Origin of the sequence: Amycolatopsis rifamycinica, from assembly GCF_000695625.1 — a bacterium.
GTDB lineage: Bacteria > Actinomycetota > Actinomycetes > Mycobacteriales > Pseudonocardiaceae > Amycolatopsis > Amycolatopsis rifamycinica.
Genome location: NZ_JMQI01000051.1, coordinates 37,062 through 52,188 on the forward strand (window position 1 = coordinate 37,062; position 15,127 = coordinate 52,188).

16 protein-coding genes and 1 pseudogene are annotated in these 15,127 nt (G+C 73.0%); 6 read left to right on the top strand and 11 right to left on the bottom strand.

Annotated features, from left to right (window positions below):
* Positions 1 to 301 precede the first annotated feature (301 nt).
* The 3 genes from DV20_RS24185 to DV20_RS24195 all read left to right on the top strand — a co-directional run bounded on the left by DV20_RS24185 (position 302) and on the right by DV20_RS24195 (position 3,381).
* Entirely contained in the window at positions 302 to 1,375 is a 1,074-nt protein-coding gene (locus DV20_RS24185; RefSeq protein ID WP_043784031.1) for an AAA family ATPase, read from the top strand.
* Between the two features lie 7 nt (positions 1,376 to 1,382).
* The gene (locus DV20_RS24190; RefSeq protein ID WP_043784032.1) at positions 1,383 to 2,327 is read left to right on the top strand and encodes a DUF58 domain-containing protein; all 945 of its coding nucleotides are present in this window, start codon (positions 1,383 to 1,385) and stop codon (positions 2,325 to 2,327) included.
* 73 nt (positions 2,328 to 2,400) lie between these two features.
* Positions 2,401 to 3,381: a VWA domain-containing protein gene (locus tag DV20_RS24195; protein WP_043784033.1), complete on the top strand. Its 981-nt coding sequence runs from the start codon at positions 2,401 to 2,403 to the stop codon at positions 3,379 to 3,381.
* A gap of 37 nt (positions 3,382 to 3,418) precedes the next feature.
* On the opposite strand, the gene DV20_RS24200 is transcribed toward DV20_RS24195, so the two are convergent.
* From DV20_RS24200 to DV20_RS24230, 7 genes and pseudogenes are all read right to left on the bottom strand, one after another.
* Positions 3,419 to 3,928, bottom strand: a complete 510-nt coding sequence (locus tag DV20_RS24200; RefSeq protein ID WP_043784034.1) for a hypothetical protein — start codon at positions 3,926 to 3,928, stop codon at positions 3,419 to 3,421.
* A 9-nt stretch (positions 3,929 to 3,937) separates the two neighbouring features.
* Positions 3,938 to 4,393 (bottom strand): tRNA (cytidine(34)-2'-O)-methyltransferase, encoded by a 456-nt coding sequence (locus DV20_RS24205; protein ID WP_043784036.1) that lies wholly within the window; start codon positions 4,391 to 4,393, stop codon positions 3,938 to 3,940.
* A 55-nt stretch (positions 4,394 to 4,448) separates the two neighbouring features.
* Positions 4,449 to 4,577 (bottom strand): annotated as a pseudogene (locus DV20_RS24210) (acyl-CoA thioesterase); the annotation flags it as partial.
* 14 nt (positions 4,578 to 4,591) lie between these two features.
* Positions 4,592 to 5,536 carry a TAXI family TRAP transporter solute-binding subunit gene (locus DV20_RS24215; RefSeq protein ID WP_043784041.1) on the bottom strand — a complete coding sequence of 315 codons (945 nt, stop codon included), beginning with the start codon at positions 5,534 to 5,536 and terminating at the stop codon, positions 4,592 to 4,594.
* On the bottom strand, positions 5,533 to 6,927 hold the full coding sequence (locus DV20_RS24220) for a sensor histidine kinase (protein ID WP_043784043.1): 1,395 nt from the start codon (positions 6,925 to 6,927) through the stop codon (positions 5,533 to 5,535). The genes DV20_RS24215 and DV20_RS24220 overlap by 4 nt, the downstream gene beginning before the upstream one ends.
* 3 nt (positions 6,928 to 6,930) lie before the next feature.
* The gene (locus DV20_RS24225; RefSeq protein WP_043784044.1) at positions 6,931 to 7,608 is read right to left on the bottom strand and encodes a response regulator transcription factor; all 678 of its coding nucleotides are present in this window, start codon (positions 7,606 to 7,608) and stop codon (positions 6,931 to 6,933) included.
* An 8-nt stretch (positions 7,609 to 7,616) separates the two neighbouring features.
* A complete protein-coding gene (locus tag DV20_RS24230) occupies positions 7,617 to 8,927 on the bottom strand; it encodes an MFS transporter (protein ID WP_043784047.1) in 1,311 nt (436 codons plus the stop codon).
* Between the two features lie 184 nt (positions 8,928 to 9,111).
* Between DV20_RS24230 and fabG the strand changes: the two genes are divergently transcribed.
* Both fabG and fabI read left to right on the top strand, forming a co-directional pair.
* The gene (gene fabG, locus DV20_RS24235; RefSeq protein WP_043784049.1) at positions 9,112 to 9,816 is read left to right on the top strand and encodes a beta-ketoacyl-ACP reductase; all 705 of its coding nucleotides are present in this window, start codon (positions 9,112 to 9,114) and stop codon (positions 9,814 to 9,816) included.
* A gap of 36 nt (positions 9,817 to 9,852) precedes the next feature.
* Positions 9,853 to 10,620: an enoyl-ACP reductase FabI gene (fabI, locus tag DV20_RS24240; RefSeq protein ID WP_043784051.1), complete on the top strand. Its 768-nt coding sequence runs from the start codon at positions 9,853 to 9,855 to the stop codon at positions 10,618 to 10,620.
* 3 nt (positions 10,621 to 10,623) lie between these two features.
* Here fabI and DV20_RS24245 read toward each other — a convergent pair whose 3' ends face one another.
* Entirely contained in the window at positions 10,624 to 11,784 is a 1,161-nt protein-coding gene (locus DV20_RS24245; protein WP_043784053.1) for a Cmx/CmrA family chloramphenicol efflux MFS transporter, read from the bottom strand.
* 69 nt (positions 11,785 to 11,853) lie between these two features.
* On the bottom strand, positions 11,854 to 12,435 hold the full coding sequence (locus tag DV20_RS24250; protein WP_043784055.1) for a TetR/AcrR family transcriptional regulator: 582 nt from the start codon (positions 12,433 to 12,435) through the stop codon (positions 11,854 to 11,856).
* 89 nt (positions 12,436 to 12,524) lie between these two features.
* Between DV20_RS24250 and DV20_RS24255 the strand changes: the two genes are divergently transcribed.
* Positions 12,525 to 13,568, top strand: a complete 1,044-nt coding sequence (locus tag DV20_RS24255) for a ferrochelatase (RefSeq protein WP_043784057.1) — start codon at positions 12,525 to 12,527, stop codon at positions 13,566 to 13,568.
* Here the strand turns inward: DV20_RS24255 and DV20_RS24260 are convergent.
* Positions 13,565 to 14,323 (bottom strand): methyltransferase domain-containing protein, encoded by a 759-nt coding sequence (locus DV20_RS24260; protein ID WP_043784059.1) that lies wholly within the window; start codon positions 14,321 to 14,323, stop codon positions 13,565 to 13,567. The genes DV20_RS24255 and DV20_RS24260 overlap by 4 nt on opposite strands.
* Positions 14,324 to 14,326: 3 nt before the next feature.
* The gene (locus DV20_RS24265; RefSeq protein ID WP_043784061.1) at positions 14,327 to 15,124 is read right to left on the bottom strand and encodes a hypothetical protein; all 798 of its coding nucleotides are present in this window, start codon (positions 15,122 to 15,124) and stop codon (positions 14,327 to 14,329) included.
* Positions 15,125 to 15,127 lie beyond the last annotated feature (3 nt).

Below are 15,127 nucleotides of genomic sequence, written 5' to 3' on the forward strand. Positions count from 1 at the left end.
GCGGGGGACCAGTGCACCCAGGCGGGCGTCCTCGGCCAGGCCGTCGAGAAAGATGCCGGGATCCCCCTCATACGGGCGACGGCGGCAGCGGCGGATCGGGCGTTCACCCGACGGACCGGCCCGGGCGCGCAACCGGCCGGCCAGGTGCTTCACAGGTGCCACACCGGCGACCGTGTTGGCTGATCGCGGGCCGGGTGCGTGGCGTCCGCGTGCCGGATGCGCCGGACGGCCCGGGGCGCAGTACGGTCGCACCGCGTGATCACCGTCGCGGGGGCGGCGCACGAGATTTCGAGGAGGCAGAGTGACCGAGCCCGGCTACGCCGAGGGCGGGAACGGGCAGCAGCCCGCGACGCCGGCCCGGGACGCCCAGTTGCTGGAGCGGACCGTGTTCGAGGTCAAGCGGATCATCGTCGGCCAGGACCGCCTGGTCGAGCGGATGCTGGTCGGCCTGCTGGCCAAGGGCCACCTGCTGCTCGAAGGCGTGCCCGGCGTCGCGAAGACCCTCGCCGTCGAGACGTTCGCCCGGGTCGTCGGCGGCTCGTTCTCCCGCGTCCAGTTCACCCCCGACCTGGTGCCCGCCGACATCCTCGGCACCCGGATCTACCGCCAGGGCGCCGAGCGCTTCGACGTCGAGCTCGGCCCGGTCGTGGCGAACTTCGTGCTCGCCGACGAGATCAACCGCGCGCCCGCCAAGGTCCAGTCGGCGATGCTCGAGGTGATGGCCGAGCGGCACGTCTCCATCGGCGGCCAGACCTTCCCGATGCCCGACCCGTTCCTCGTCCTCGCGACGCAGAACCCGATCGAGAACGAGGGCGTGTACCCGCTGCCGGAAGCGCAGCGCGACCGGTTCCTGTTCAAGATCGTCGTCGAATACCCCTCCGCCGAGGAGGAGCGCGAGATCATCTACCGGATGGGCGTCACGCCGCCCACCCCGCACGAGGTCCTCAGCCCGGGCGAGCTGGTCCGGCTCCAGGGCGTCGCGTCGCAGGTGTTCGTGCACCACGCGCTGGTCGACTACGTCGTGCGGCTGGTGCTGACCACCCGGACGCCGAACGAGCACGGCCTCGCCGACGTCGCCGGCTGGGTCTCCTACGGCGCCTCGCCGCGCGCCAGCCTCGGCATCATCGCCGCCGCCCGCGCGCTGGCCCTGGTCCGCGGCCGCGACTACGTGCTGCCGCAGGACGTCGTCGACGTCGTCCCCGACGTGCTGCGCCACCGGCTCGTGCTGTCCTACGACGCGCTGGCCGACGGCGTGCCGATCGACCACATCATCACGCGCGTGCTGCAGACCGTGCCGCTGCCGCAGGTCTCGGCCCGGCCGCAGGGCGGGGCCGGCCAGGGCGGCCCGGTCCCGGCGGGCGCGCCGGTCAGGTAACCCGGCGATGGCGAAGAACGAGAAGGGCGAACGCCCTTCGTGGGCGCCGCCGATCCTGCGCGGCGACCGGATGGAGGCGGGGCTCCGCACGCTGGAGCTCGACGTCCGCCGCCGGCTCGACGGGCTGCTGCAGGGCAACCACCTCGGCCTGGTGCCGGGGCCGGGGTCCGAGCCCGGCGAGGCCCGCCCGTACCAGCCCGGCGACGACGTCCGCCGGATGGACTGGGCGGTCACCGCCCGCACCACGACCCCGCACATCCGCGAGACCGTGGCCGACCGCGAGCTGGAGACGTGGGTGGTCGCCGACCTCTCGGCGAGCCTCGACTTCGGCACCGCGCTGTGCGAGAAGCGCGACCTGGTGGTCTGCGCCGTCGCGGCGGTCGCGCACCTCACCGGGGGCGGCGGCAACCGGATCGGCGCGCTGATCTCCACCGGCGCCGACACCACCCGCATCCCGGCCCGCGGCGGCCTGGCGCACGCCCGCGGGCTGGTGCGCAAGCTCGCCGAGACCCCGCGCGCGGCCGAGGGCACCTGCGGCGACTTCGCCCAGGCCCTGGAGGCGTTGCGCCGCCCGCCGCGCCGCCGTGGCCTGGCCGTGGTCATCTCCGACTTCCTGGGCGACACGTCCTGGGAGCGGCCGCTGCGGGCTCTGGGCGGGCGCCACGAACTGATCGCGATCGAAGTCCTCGACCCGCGCGACGTCGACCTGCCCGAGGTGGGCACCGTCGTGCTGGCCGACCCGGAGACAGGGAAACAGCGCGAAGTGCACGCTTCGGCCTTGCTGCGCAAGGAGTTCGGGGCCGCGGCCCACGCCCACCGCCAGCGCGTGGCGGCCGGCCTGCGGCGCGCGGGTGCGGCGCACCTGACGCTGCGCACGGACGCCGACTGGATCGCCGACATGGTGCGGTTCGTCGTCGCCCGCAAGCGCCGCTGGTCGGGGGGTGTGGCGTGAGGGAGCCTGCGACCGAACCGTTCGGCACGGCGTTGCCGGCTCAGGCCGCACCGAGCGTCAGCGAGGTGCGCGCATGAGTTTGACGGGGTTCGCCTCGCCGTGGTGGTTCCTGCTGCTGATCGCGGTCGCCGCGGTCGCCGTCGGGTACGTGCTGGCCCAGCGGGCGCGCCGGAAGCGGACCATGCGGTTCGCGAACCTGGACCTGCTGGAGAAGGTCGCGCCGAAGAGCCAGGGCTGGGTCCGGCACCTGCCGGCCGTGCTGATCGTGCTGTCGCTGCTGCTGCTCACCGTGGCGCTGGCCGGCCCGACCGCCGAGCAGAAGGTGCCCCGCAACCGGGCGACCGTGATGCTGGTGATCGACGTGTCGCTGTCGATGGAGGCCACCGACGTGCTCCCGACGCGGCTGCAGGCGGCCCAGGAAGCGGCGACGAGCTTCGCGCGCAACATGACGCCGGGGATCAACCTGGGGCTGATCTCCTTCGCGGGCACAGCGACCGTGCTGGTCAACCCGACCACCGACCGCAACGGCGTGATCAAGGCGATCGAAAACCTGAAGCTGGCCCAGTCGACGGCGACCGGCGAAGGCATCTTCGCGGCCCTGCAGTCGGTGGAGAGCTTCTCCAGCGTCGTCGGCGGCGCCGACGGGCCGCCGCCGGCGCGGATCGTGCTGATGTCGGACGGGAAGCAGACCGTCCCGGAGGACCTGTACGCGGCGCGCGGCGGGTACACGGCGGCGCAGGCGGCCAAGCAGGCCGGCGTGCCGATCTCGTCGATCTCGTTCGGCACCACCCACGGCTCGGTCGACATCGACGGCAAGGCCCAGCCGGTCAGCGTGGACGACGAGTCCTTGCGTGAGATCGCCCGCCTCTCCGGCGGCGACTTCTACAAGGCGGCCAGCGCCGAGGAGCTGAAGAAGGTCTACGCGGACCTCGGCGAGCAGATCGGCTACGAGCTCAAGGACGCCGACGCCAGCAAGCCGTGGGTCGTGGTGGGGACCCTGATCCTCATGCTGGGTGCCGCGGCCAGCCTCTTCTTCGGCCAACGGCTCCCGTAGCCCCAGGGCGGCACTTTCACGTGAAAGTGCCGCCTTCTCAGGCGCGGCGGACGCCGTAGAGGCTGCCGCCGAGCAGGGTCACGCCGGAGAGGACGCCGCTGACGAACGGCACCCATTCCGCGGCGCTGCCGAGCAGGGCGAGCCCGGCGACGCCGAGCGCGGTGAGGACCACCCCGACCACGAGGGTCGACCGGGTTTTCCACGCCGAGGCCAGTGCGGCGAAGTGGAGGCCGACGATCGTGGCGATCCAGGCGACGTTGGCCTGGACGGGCGCGTCCAGCAGGCTCAGCACGAAGAACCCGGCGACGAGCAGCACGACTTCGCCGATGACGACGACCCGGTAGCTCGGCCCGAACACCGGCCGGCCGTCGAGCGTCGGACGGCCGCCCGCGCGGACGCCGAGGACCACCACGGCGGCCAGGGCGAGCACGGCGAGGGCCCGCAGCGCCCAGCCGAGCGCCGCGGGCACCGGGTCACCGGAGTTGACCAGGACGAAGACCGTGCCGAACGCGGCGCCGATGAGCGCCCCCAGGAACTGCTGTCGCATCCGGCGAACCTACCGGAAGCCGTTTTGGCGCCATGCTTCGTAAACGGTGATCGCCGCGGTGTTGGCCAGGTTGAGCGATCGGTTGGACGGCCGCATCGGCAGCCGCACGCGGTCGGTCACCTCGGGCGCTTCCTGCACTTCGGCCGGCAAGCCCACCGACTCGGGCCCGAACACCAGGATATCGCCCGGCGTGTAGGCGACATCGGTGTACAGCCGCGTCGCCGACGCGGTGAACGCGTAGACCTTGGCCGGCAGCAACACTTCCCAGGCCGCGGCCAGCGAAGCGTGGACGTGCACGCGGGCCAGGTCGTGGTAGTCGAGCCCGGCCCGGCGCAGCTGCTTGTCCTCGAGGGTGAAGCCGAGCGGCTCCACCAGGTGCAGTTCGCAGCCGGTGTTGGCGGCCAGGCGGATCGCGTTGCCGGTGTTGGGCGGGATTTCGGGCTGGTAGAAGAGAACGCGGAACACGGGCTCAGTCCCCGAGCAGGGTGGCGTAGACCTTGCGGACCGCCTCCGGCGGCGCTTGCGCCTCGAAGGAGCACCTGTCCACATAGGTCAGGTAGTGGGCGCCTGAGACGATGCCCGGCCCGTCGCACTCGTGGTAGCGCACGCGCAGCGGCATCTCGGCGATCGGGCGGCGAGGTGCGGTCACCCGCCCAATCTAGTTCAGCCGTGCAGGGTCCGGTACGCGGCCGCCGCGCCCGGTTGCAGCGGGACCGGCTGCGTCCCGATCAGCGTCCGCACGTCGAGGAACTGCGTGCCGACGGCTTCGGCGGGCACCAGCGCGGTGGCGCGCTCGACCAGGAGCCGGACCACGGCCGCGCTGACGTCGTCGGGCAGGGACGGGGCGCACACCAGCAGGTTCGCCACGCCGATCGTGCTCAGCGCGCCCACGCCGCGGTATGCCCCGTCGGGGACCTGGACCTGGTCGTACACCGGGCCGTACGCCGCGCGCAGGGCCGGCACCACCGCATCCAGCGGCACCAGCGCGATCGGCGTCGTCCGGTTCAGCTCGGCCAGCTTCGGTGTCGGCACCCCGCCCGACCACAGCATCGCGTCGACGCGGCGGCCGGCCAGCGCGCGGACCGCGTCGTCGAACGGCAGGTGGCGGGCGTCCACGGTGACGCCCGCCTTGGCGAACACGCGCTCGCCGAGCTGCGCCGCGCCGGAGCCGCCCGCGCCCAGGGAGACCGGGCGCCCGGCGAGGTCGGCCAGGCGGCGCACCGGCCCGTCCGCCCGCACCACCAGCTGCAGGTAGTTCTCGTACACCCGGCCGAGCGCGCGCAGCGGCACCTTCCCGGCGAACGGCGGCCCGCCGCCGAGCGCGGTCTGGGCGACGTCGGCGAGCACCAGCCCGAGGTCCGCCCGCCCCTGCTGCACCAGGCCGACGTTGGCGACGCTCGCCTCGGTCGGCACGGCCTCGGCGTGCAGCAGCGGCTCCGCCCGGTTCAGCTCGGCCGAGAGCAGCTCGGCGAAGGCCAGGTAGAAGCCGCCGCGCTCGCCGGCGGCGATCGTCAGCGTGCGCTCCGGGCCCCGGTAGCCGGCCGTCGAACAGCCGGCCAGCGCCAGTCCCAGGCCGCCGAGCAGCGCCGCGCGGCGGGTGAGCGTCATCCCGGCACCTCCCGCAGCGGCAGCGTGACGCGGACTTCGAGACCGTGGGGGAGGGCCTGGCGCAGTTCCAGGACGCCGCCGCGGGTGCGCACCTGCTGGTGGGCGATGGCCAGGCCGAGGCCGGTGCCGCGCGGGGCGCCTTCGCCGCCCGCGCGCCAGAACCGTTCGGTCGCCCGCGCTCTGTCCTCTTCGGACAATCCCGGCCCGTCGTCGGCGACGACGAGGGTGGCGGTCGACCCACCGCTTTCCCAGTCCGTGGTGATCTTCGCGCCGCGGCCGGCGTAGTGGACGGCGTTGTCCAGCAGCACGTCGAGGATCTGCGCGAGTTCCCCTTCCGGGCAGCGCACGGTGACCGGCTCGTCGTGGCCCGGCGGCGGCACGAGCACCGCCCCCGCGTCCTCGGCGGCCGGGCGCCAGGCGTCGACGCGCTCGGCGAGCACGGACGCCAGGTCGCACGCCTCGTCCGCGCCCCCGGCCGCGACGCGGGTCGCGGTGCTCTCGGCCAGGGCGAGCGCGAGCAGGCCGCCGAGGAGCTTCTCCAGGCGTTCGACCTCGGCGACGGTCGCCCGGTAGGCGGAGTCGTCGCCCTTGATGCGCCCGGCCAGGGAATCGACCCGCAGCCGCAGCGCGGCCATCGGGTTCCGCAGCTGGTGCGAGGCGTCGGCGACCAGCCGGTGCTGCTGCTCGGCGGCTTCCAGCACGGCCTCGGACATCCGGTTGACCTCGGCGGCCAGCGACCGCAGCTCGCGCGGCCCGGCGCGTTCGGGGACGTGCGCGCGGTGCCCGCCGGCCACGGCCAGCACCCCGGTCTCGAGCTCGTGCAGCGGCCGCACCATCCACCGGGCCAGCACCACCGCGAGCAGCACGAACACCATCGCGACCAGCACCGCGCCGGCCCCGATGGTGCCCCAGCGGGTCGCTACGTCCGCGGCCGCCGCCGCCACCGACGCGCGCAGCACGACCACCCCGGACACCCGCGTGCCGGTACCGACCGGGCGCGCGAAGGAGGCCGGCTCGGCCGACCACGGGTCCAGCCGGTCCACCCGCGGCGCCGGCTCGTTGCGCATCGCCGCCTCCACCAGCGCGCGCACCGCCGGGTCGGCCGCGGTCAGGCCGCCCGCCTGCACCAGCGGGAACCGCCGCGCGTCGACGATGACGACGCCTTCGCCGTACAACTGGGCGTAGCGCTCCGCGTCGGCCACGAGGGCCGCCGGGTCGCGCGTGTCGACGGCCTGCTGGGCGAGCACGACGAACCGGTCGACGTCGGCGGTCCGGGCGATGACCAGCTGCTGGGTGCGCTGCTCGGCGGTGGCGGCCAGCAGCGGGACGGCGAACGCGGCGACCACGGCGAGGGCGAGGGCCACCAGGACCACCAGCAGCCGGGTGCGCACGGGTCAGTCCCGGCCGAGCCGGTAGCCGAAGCCGCGGATGGTGGTGAGCAGGCCCGGCCGGTCGAGCTTGGCGCGCAGCCCGGTCAGGTGGACGTCGAGCGAGCGCGACACCGCGAGGTACGCGTCGCCCCAGACCTCGTCCATCAGCTGCTGGCGGCTGACCGCGGTGCCGGGACGCGCGGCGAGCACGGCCAGGATCTCGAACTCCTTCGTGGTCAGCCCGGCGTCGTGCCCGGCGACCAGCACCCGGCGGGCGCCGAGGTCGATCTCGACGTCCTCGACGCGCACGACGTCGCCAGCACTGTCGGCCGGGGTGGCCCGGGCCACCGCCCGCCGCACGACGGCGTCCATCCGAGCCAGCAGCTCGGCCAGCCGGACCGGCTTGGTCAGGTAGTCGTCGGCGCCGAGCCGCAGCCCGCGCACCACGGACCGCTCGTCGCCGCGGGCGGTCAGCACGATCACCGGGACCGGCGAGACGGCCCGGATCTTGCGGAGCACGTCGAGGCCGTCGAGGTCGGGCAGGCCCAGGTCCAGCAGGACGAGGTCGGCCGCGCGGTGGTGGTGCAGCGCGTCGGCCCCGCGGGCGACGCTGGTGACGGGATGACCGCGCGCCTGCAGCGATTCGGCGAGCGCGCCGGCGACACCCGCGTCGTCTTCGACGAGGAGCACGCGCACGGTCATCCCCTTCGTCAGCGCTTCTCCAGCTCGGAGGTCTTCGAGGTTTCCCGCATTGTGCCGTAGACGATCAGGGACACCAGGACACAGCCGGCGACGTACCAGAAGAACACCGTCTCGTGCCCGGCGCTCTTCAGCGCCTGCGCGATCAGCTCGGCGGTGCCGCCGAAGATCGCCACGGTCAGCGCGTACGGCAGGCCCACGCCGATGGCGCGGATCTTCGTCGGGAACAGCTCGGCCTTCACGATGGCGTTGATCGAGGTGTACCCGGCGACGATCACCAGCCCGGCCAGCACGAGGAAGAACGCGCCGACGGGGTTGCGGGTCGAGCCCATCACCGTCATCAGCGGGACGGTGAGCAGGGTGCCGCCGATGCCGAAGAACAGCAGCAGCGGACGGCGGCCGATCCGGTCGGACAGCCGCCCGAACACCGGCTGCAGGACCGCGGCGACGAGGATCGCGCAGAACAGCACGATGGTGACCTGCCGCCGCGGGATGTGCGCGGTGTTCTCCAGGAACTTCTGGCTGTAGGTGGCGAAGGTGTAGAAGCCGACCGTGCCGCCGAGGGTCAGGCCGACGACGAGCGCGATCTCCTTCGGGTACTTGATCAGCGCGCGCAGCGTGCCGCGTTCGCCCGGGGTTTCGGCCGCCTCGCGCCGGTAGCTCTCGGATTCGTCCATGCCGCGCCGCAGCCACATCACGGTGAGCGCGGCGAACGTGCCGACGACGAACGCGATCCGCCAGCCCCACGACGTCAGCTGCTGTTCGGTGAGGATCGCCTGCAGGATCAGCTGGAGCCCGAGAGCCAGCAGCTGGCCGCCGTAGAGCGTCACGTACTGGAAGCTCGAGTAGAAGCCGCGCTTGCCCGGAGTGGCCACTTCGGACAGGTAGGTCGCCGAGGTGGAGTACTCCCCGCCGACCGACAGGCCCTGGATCAGCCGCGCGGTGAGCAGCAGGATCGGCGCGGCGATCCCGATGGTGTGATAGCTCGGCGTGACGGCGATGAGCAGCGAGCCGCCCGCCATGAGGGTGACCGAGAGCACCAGTGCGCTGCGGCGGCCGAACCGGTCGGCGAACCGCCCGAGCATCCACCCGCCCAGCGGCCGCATGAGGAACCCGACGGCGAACACCGCGGCGGTCCCCAGGAACGCGGCCGTGGTGTCGGACGTCGGGAAGAAGGACTTGGCGAAGTAGGTGGTGAACGCCGCGTAGGCGTACCAGTCGTACCACTCGACCAAGTTGCCGATCGAGCCGCGCAGCACGTTGCCGATCACGCGCTTTTCGCTGACGGCTGCCGGGGTGGCGCCGCTGAGCCGGGTTGTCATCGTCGACCTCCTGTGTTGCGACTCACGGTGACCAACCAGCGGGTAACCAGCAAGGTCGGGAGGCGGTTCCTAACACGCGCTTAGGACGGTCGCGGCGAGGCCGGGCGCGGGTGCGCGACCCGGCAGGCCTGCCGATAACCTCGTGCGCGGCAGCAGCGCACGCTTCACCAAGAGGGAGAACACAGTGGGACGGTCCGTTCTCGTCACCGGGGGCAACCGGGGCATCGGTCTGGCGATCGCCCGGGACCTCGCCGAGCAGGGGCACCGGGTCGCCGTCACGCACCGTGGTTCGGGTGCGCCCGAGGGCCTCTTCGGGGTCCAGGCGGACGTCACGGACACCGAGCAGGTCGACGCCGCGTTCAAGCTCGTCGAGGAGCACCAGGGCCCGGTCGAGGTCCTCGTGTCCAACGCCGGGCTCACCGACGACACGCTGCTGATGCGGATGAGCGACGAGCAGTTCGCGCGCGTCCTCGACGCGAACCTCACCGGCGCGTTCCGGGTCGCCAAGCGGGCCTCGCGGGGCATGCTGCGCGGCAAGTGGGGCCGGTTCGTCTTCATCTCCTCCGTCGTCGCCCTCTCCGGCTCGGCCGGGCAGGCCAACTACGCCGCGTCGAAGGCCGGCCTGGTCGGGTTCGCGCGGTCGCTGGCCCGGGAGCTCGGCTCGCGCAACATCACCTCGAACGTCGTCGCGCCCGGGTTCGTCCACACCGACATGACCGACGAACTGCCCGAGGCGCGCAAGAAGGAAATCCTCGCGCAGGTGCCTTCCGGCCGGTACGCCGAGCCGTCGGAGATCGCCGCCGCCGTGCGCTACCTGGCCTCCGACGAAGCCGGCTACGTCAACGGTGCGGTGCTGCCCGTCGACGGCGGCCTCGGCCTCGGTCACTGATCACTTTCCCCACCCGAACCAAGACCTGGAGGACCCGTGCCCGGACTGCTCGAAGGCAAGCGCCTGCTGATCACCGGAGTCATCACCGACGCGTCGCTCGCCTTCCACGCGGCCAAGATCGCGCAGCAGGAGGGCGCGAAGGTGGTGCTGACCGGCTTCGGCCGCATGTCGCTGGTCGAGCGCATCGCGAAGCGGCTGCCCGAAGAGGCGCCCGTGCTCGAGCTCGACGTGACCAACTCCGAGCACCTCGACTCGCTGGCCGACCGCGTCCGCGAGCACGTCGACGGCCTGGACGGCGTGCTGCATTCGATCGGCTTCGCCCCGCAGACCTGCCTCGGCGCGCCCTTCCTCGACGCGCCCGCCGAAGACGTCAAGACCGCGATCGAGATCTCGACGTACTCGTACATGTCGCTGGCGAAGGCGTGCCTGCCGCTGCTGGGCCGGGGCTCGTCGTACGTCGGCATGGACTTCGACGCCCGTGTCGCGTGGCCGGTCTACAACTGGATGGGCGTCGCGAAGGCGGGGCTCGAGTCGGTCAACCGGTACCTGGCCAAGGAGCTGGGACCGCAGGGCATCCGCGTCAACCTGGTCAGCGCGGGCCCGATGAAGACGATGGCCGCCAAGTCCATCCCGGGCTTCGTCGACCTGGAGGACGGCTGGGGCGAGCGCGCGCCGCTCGGCTGGGACAGCACGGACCCGGACCCGGTGGCGAAGAGCGTCTGCGCGGTCCTGTCGGACTGGCTCCCCGCCACCACCGGCTCGATGATCATGGTCGACGGCGGCGTCCACTTCCTCGGCGTCTGATTCTCACACGGCCACCGGTTCACGGTCGTCGCCGCGCTGGACGGCGGCGGCGACCGTGAGCGCGGCCAGCGTGGCGACGCCGAGGCCGATGCCGGTCCAGGCGACGCTCGGGAAGCCGAGCCCGGCGTCGATCGCGACGCCGCCCAGCCAGGGCCCGACGGTGTTGCCGACGTTGAACGCCGCGGTCGTGCCGGCGCCCACGAGCGTGGGCGCATCGCCCGCGGCCTGGTAGGCGCGGAGGTTCAGCGCCGGGTTGGCGCCGAACGAGGCCACGCCGAACACCAGCACGGCCGCGACGGCGACGAGAGCGTCGGTGGTCAGGGCGAGCACGAGCAAGGCGGCCAGCGCGAGGGCGAGACAGCCGTAGAGCATGGCGAACGGCCACTGGTCCGCGAGCCGCCCGCCGGCGCTGATCCCGATCAGCGCGCCGACGCCGAACAGGGCGAGGACGCCCGGCACCCATCCCGCCGGGAGGCCGTCGGTCTCGGTGAGCAGCGGCGCCAGGTAGCTGAACGCGGCGAAGATCATGGCCTGGCACAGCGCGATCACGCCGAGGGCGAGCCAGACCCGGCCGCGCCGGTACAGCCGCAGCTCGTGGCGGACGCCCGCCGCGGCACCGGTCGTCTCCGGCACCAGCAGGGCCACGCCCACCACCGCGACGAGCGTCACCGCCGCCACCGCCCAGAACGCCGTCCGCCAGCCGGCGTGCTGGCCCAGGAAGGTGCCGGCGGGCACGCCGGCGATGTTCGCCACGGTCAGCCCGCCGACGAGCACCGCCATCGCGCGGCCGCGCCGGTCGGCGGGGACGAGCGCGATCGTCGTCGCCAGTGCGACGGCCCAGAAGCCGGCGCAGGCGAGGGCGGCCACGACCCGCGTCGCGAACAGGAGCGCGTAGCTCCCGGCGAGGGCGCCGACGACGTGCGCCGCGACGAACACGCCGAGCATCACCAGGAGGGTGCGGCGGCGGGGGAGCCGGAGGGTGCCGACCGCCAGCAGCGGCGCCCCGACGACCATCCCGATGGCGAACGCGGAGATCAGCAGGCCGGCGTCGGGGATGCTCACGTGCAGATCGGTGGCCATGCCGGGGAGCAGGCCGGTGATCATGAACTCGGACGTGCCCAGCGCGAACACGCTGAGCCCGAGGACGAAGACGGCCAGGGGCATGGGTTCTCCTCCTGTTGTGTATCGGTCAGTCCAAAATTGGGGCATGCCGAATCCGCGGGGATGCGGTGTTCAGCGCGTGATGGCCGACAACGCGATGTCGGCGACGGCGTGCATGCCGGCGCGGCTCGTGCCCCGGCGGGCCATCACGCGCAGGCCCGAGGTGGTGGCGAGCAGGTACTCCGCCACCTCGGCGGGGTCCAGGCCGTCCCGGAGGCTGCCGTCGAGCACGCCTTCCCGGACGCACTGGGCGAACATGGTCAGGTTCCGGTCGGTGTCGTGCCGCAGCGCGGCGCCCACTTCGTCGTCGGGCACGCCGAGTTCGGCCAGGGTGTTGACCACCAGGCAGCCGCGGCGGTGCTCCTCGAGGTCGTCCTCGATGGCGCTGTCGAGGACCGCGGCCAGCCGTTCGGCCGCGGTGCCCGCGCCCTCGAGGATCGACTGGCGCTTGTCCAGCTGGGTTTTGGTGTAGTGCTCCAGTGAGCGCCGGAAGAGCGCTTTCTTGCTCGTGAACGTGTTGTAGACGCTGCTGCGGCCGAGCCCGGTGGCCGCGCACAGATCCTGCGTCGACGTCGCTTCGTAGCCGTGTTCCCAGAACGCGTGCATCGCTTTTTCGACGGCGGCGGTTTCGTCGAACTCCCGTGGCCTGGCCATGACGACCACCGTAGCACGGTTTTGGACTGGTCGATTCATAACGAGCCCCCGGTCGGCGTGCGGGCGGCCACAACGGCAAGATGGCAGGGGTGGGATACGACGCGTTGCTGTGGCTCTCGTTCGGTGGTCCGGAGGGGCCTGACGACGTCATGCCGTTCCTCGAGAACGTCACCCGGGGCCGGGGGGTGCCACGCGAGCGGCTCCTGGAGGTCGCCGAGCACTACCGGCACTTCGGCGGGGTTTCGCCGATCAACAAGCTGAACCGCGACGCGATGGCCGCCGTCGAGAAGCAGCTTTCGGCCGCGGGCATGGACCTGCCGGTGCACTTCGGCAACCGCAACTGGCACCCGATGGTCGAAGACACCCTGGCTTCGCTGACCTCGGACGGCGCCCAGCGCGTCCTGGTGTTCCCGACGAGCGCGTACGGCGGCTATTCGGCGTGCCGCCAGTACGACGAAGACATCGAGCGCGCCCGCGCCTCGGTGGGGGACGGTGCGCCCGAGCTGGTGAAGATCCGCCAGTTCTTCGACCACCCGCTGTTCGTCTCGGCGGTCGCCGACGGCGTGCGCGCGGCGCACGCGTCACTGGGGAACGAGCCGGGGATCCGCACGGTGTTCACGGCGCACTCGGTGCCCGACAGCGCGGACCGCGCCTCGGGCCCGCCGTCCGAGGGCGGCCGCCGCTACTCGCGCCAGATCGCGGAGGCGGCTCGCCTGGTGGCGGCCGAGGCCGGCATCGCGGAGTACGACGTGGTGTGGCAGTCACGGTCCGGGCCGCCGCAGGTGCCGTGGCTGGAGCCGGACATCGTCGACCACATCGACGCGCTGCACTCCTCGGGTGTCCCGGGCGTGGTCGTGTCGCCGATCGGGTTCGTGTCGGACCACCTCGAGGTGATCTGGGACCTGGACAACGAGGCGGCGGAACGCGCGGCGGAGCACGGAATGGCCTTCGCCCGCGCGGCGACGGCGGGTTCGGACCCGCGGTTCGCGGAGCTGGTGGTGGAGCTGATCCGCGAGCACACGCACGGGGCCGAGCCGCGGAAGCTGTCGTCGTTCCCGGTGGCGGGCTGCACGGTCAACGGCGCCCCGTGCGCGATCGGCTGCTGCGAGCCCGCGAAGCGGCCGGGCCGTTAGGGCTTGCGCGCCACCAGGTGGAAGACACGGCTGAGCCGGCGGTAGGGATCCCGCCGGCTGGCCTCGAATTCGACGGCCGCCACGCGCTCGGCTTCGGCCGGGTCCAGTTCGGTGCCGCTGAGGTCGAACCAGTCGACGAACAGCCAGACTCCGTACCAGGCGACGGGTTCGACCCCACGGCTGCGCAGCGCCTCGCTCAGTTCCGCCACCGTGTCGGCGCGCGTCGGCAGGCCGAGCACCCCGATTTCGGTGCGGGTTCCGAACGCGGCCAGGGCGTCTTCCCAGCGTCCTTCCATCGCCGGGCGCACCGCCGAGGCGTCGGCGTTGCCCGTCATGACCGAGACGAGGCCGCTGGGCGCCGCGCATCGGCACAACTGGTCGAGCAGGGGTTCCGGGTGTTCGAGGTAGCCGAGCACGCCGTGGCACAGGACGGCGTCGAAGCGACGGCCGCCGACGGCTTCGTGGGCGGCCGTCCCGTCGGCTTCCACGAGCGTCACCCGTTCCGGCATCCGCTGCCGGGCCTTGTCCAGCATCGCCGCCGATGAGTCGAGCAGGGTGACGTCGTAGCCGGCGCGGGCCAGCGGGAACGACTGGTGGCCCGCGCCGCCGCCGACGTCGAGCACCGAGGCCGGCGGGGCGGGCAGGTGCTCCAGCAGCTGCCGGTGCATCACGTACGTGCGCACACGCCCCTTGACGGACGCGTAGGCACCATCGGCGAACTCGTCGGCCACCGCGGCCCAGGCGTCCTCGGTCAACGCTCAGCCTTCGCGGGCCGTCTGCTCCGCGAACACCCGGACCGCCTCGTTGACCGCCGCGCAGCGGGCCGTCCGGACCGCGTCCGACAGGGGCCGCAACGCCTGGGCCCGCAACGTCGAAGCCGACGCCGAGAGCGCCCCGCCCGGGTCGTCCGACGAGGCGATCGCCAGGATCGCCGCGATCTCCTCGGCGCGTTGCAGCACCCGCAACGCGCGTCCCGGCGTCCCGGCCGGCCAGTCCACGTCCGGCCGCGAGCGCAGGTGGGCCGACAGCTCCGCGCGCACGCCCGGCCGGTCCGAGGCCACGTCCAGGGTCTGCAACGCCCCGGCGCTGTTGCGGATCGCGTCCGTCAGGCCGTGCTCGGCCTCGCCGAGCGGGACGTACTCCGGAGTCGTCGGCGAGGACAGCGAATAGACCGTCCAGCGCACCAGGCCTTCGGCGATCGGCTCCGGCACCAGTCCGAACCCGAGGTCGGGCAGCACCAGCGCGTCACCGGCGCGCAACGCCGCCTCGGTGAACGGACCGCCGCCGCCGAGGCCGCGGACGTCACCCGGGACCGGGAGCACCAGCTGGAGGGATTTCGCTCCTTGCGAACGCAGGGCCATCAGCAGCTGCACCGGCGTGGCCGCCCGGTTGAACGCCAGCGGGAGCGCGAAACCGTCGGCCGCGGCGGTGTCGGCGGCCACGACGTCGTGGGCCTCACCCCACGCGAGCAGGGCATCGAGGACATCGTCGGACGCGGCGGCCCCGTTGAGCCACGCGCTCGACCAGACGGCGAAAGTCGCACTGGGACGGCACACGAC

Excerpts from the sequence above, each read along its gene's own strand:
- DV20_RS24225 (WP_043784044.1), bottom strand. The coding sequence starts at position 7,608 with ATGACCGTGCGCGTGCTCCTCGTCGAAGACGACGCGGGTGTCGCCGGC.
- DV20_RS24195 (WP_043784033.1), top strand. The coding sequence starts at position 2,401 with ATGAGTTTGACGGGGTTCGCCTCGCCGTGGTGGTTCCTGCTGCTGATC.
- DV20_RS24200 (WP_043784034.1), bottom strand. The coding sequence starts at position 3,928 with ATGCGACAGCAGTTCCTGGGGGCGCTCATCGGCGCCGCGTTCGGCACG.
- DV20_RS24190 (WP_043784032.1), top strand. The coding sequence starts at position 1,383 with ATGGCGAAGAACGAGAAGGGCGAACGCCCTTCGTGGGCGCCGCCGATC.
- DV20_RS24250 (WP_043784055.1), bottom strand. The coding sequence starts at position 12,435 with ATGGCCAGGCCACGGGAGTTCGACGAAACCGCCGCCGTCGAAAAAGCG.
- DV20_RS24215 (WP_043784041.1), bottom strand. The coding sequence starts at position 5,536 with ATGACGCTCACCCGCCGCGCGGCGCTGCTCGGCGGCCTGGGACTGGCG.
- DV20_RS24245 (WP_043784053.1), bottom strand. The coding sequence starts at position 11,784 with ATGCCCCTGGCCGTCTTCGTCCTCGGGCTCAGCGTGTTCGCGCTGGGC.
- DV20_RS24230 (WP_043784047.1), bottom strand. The coding sequence starts at position 8,927 with ATGACAACCCGGCTCAGCGGCGCCACCCCGGCAGCCGTCAGCGAAAAG.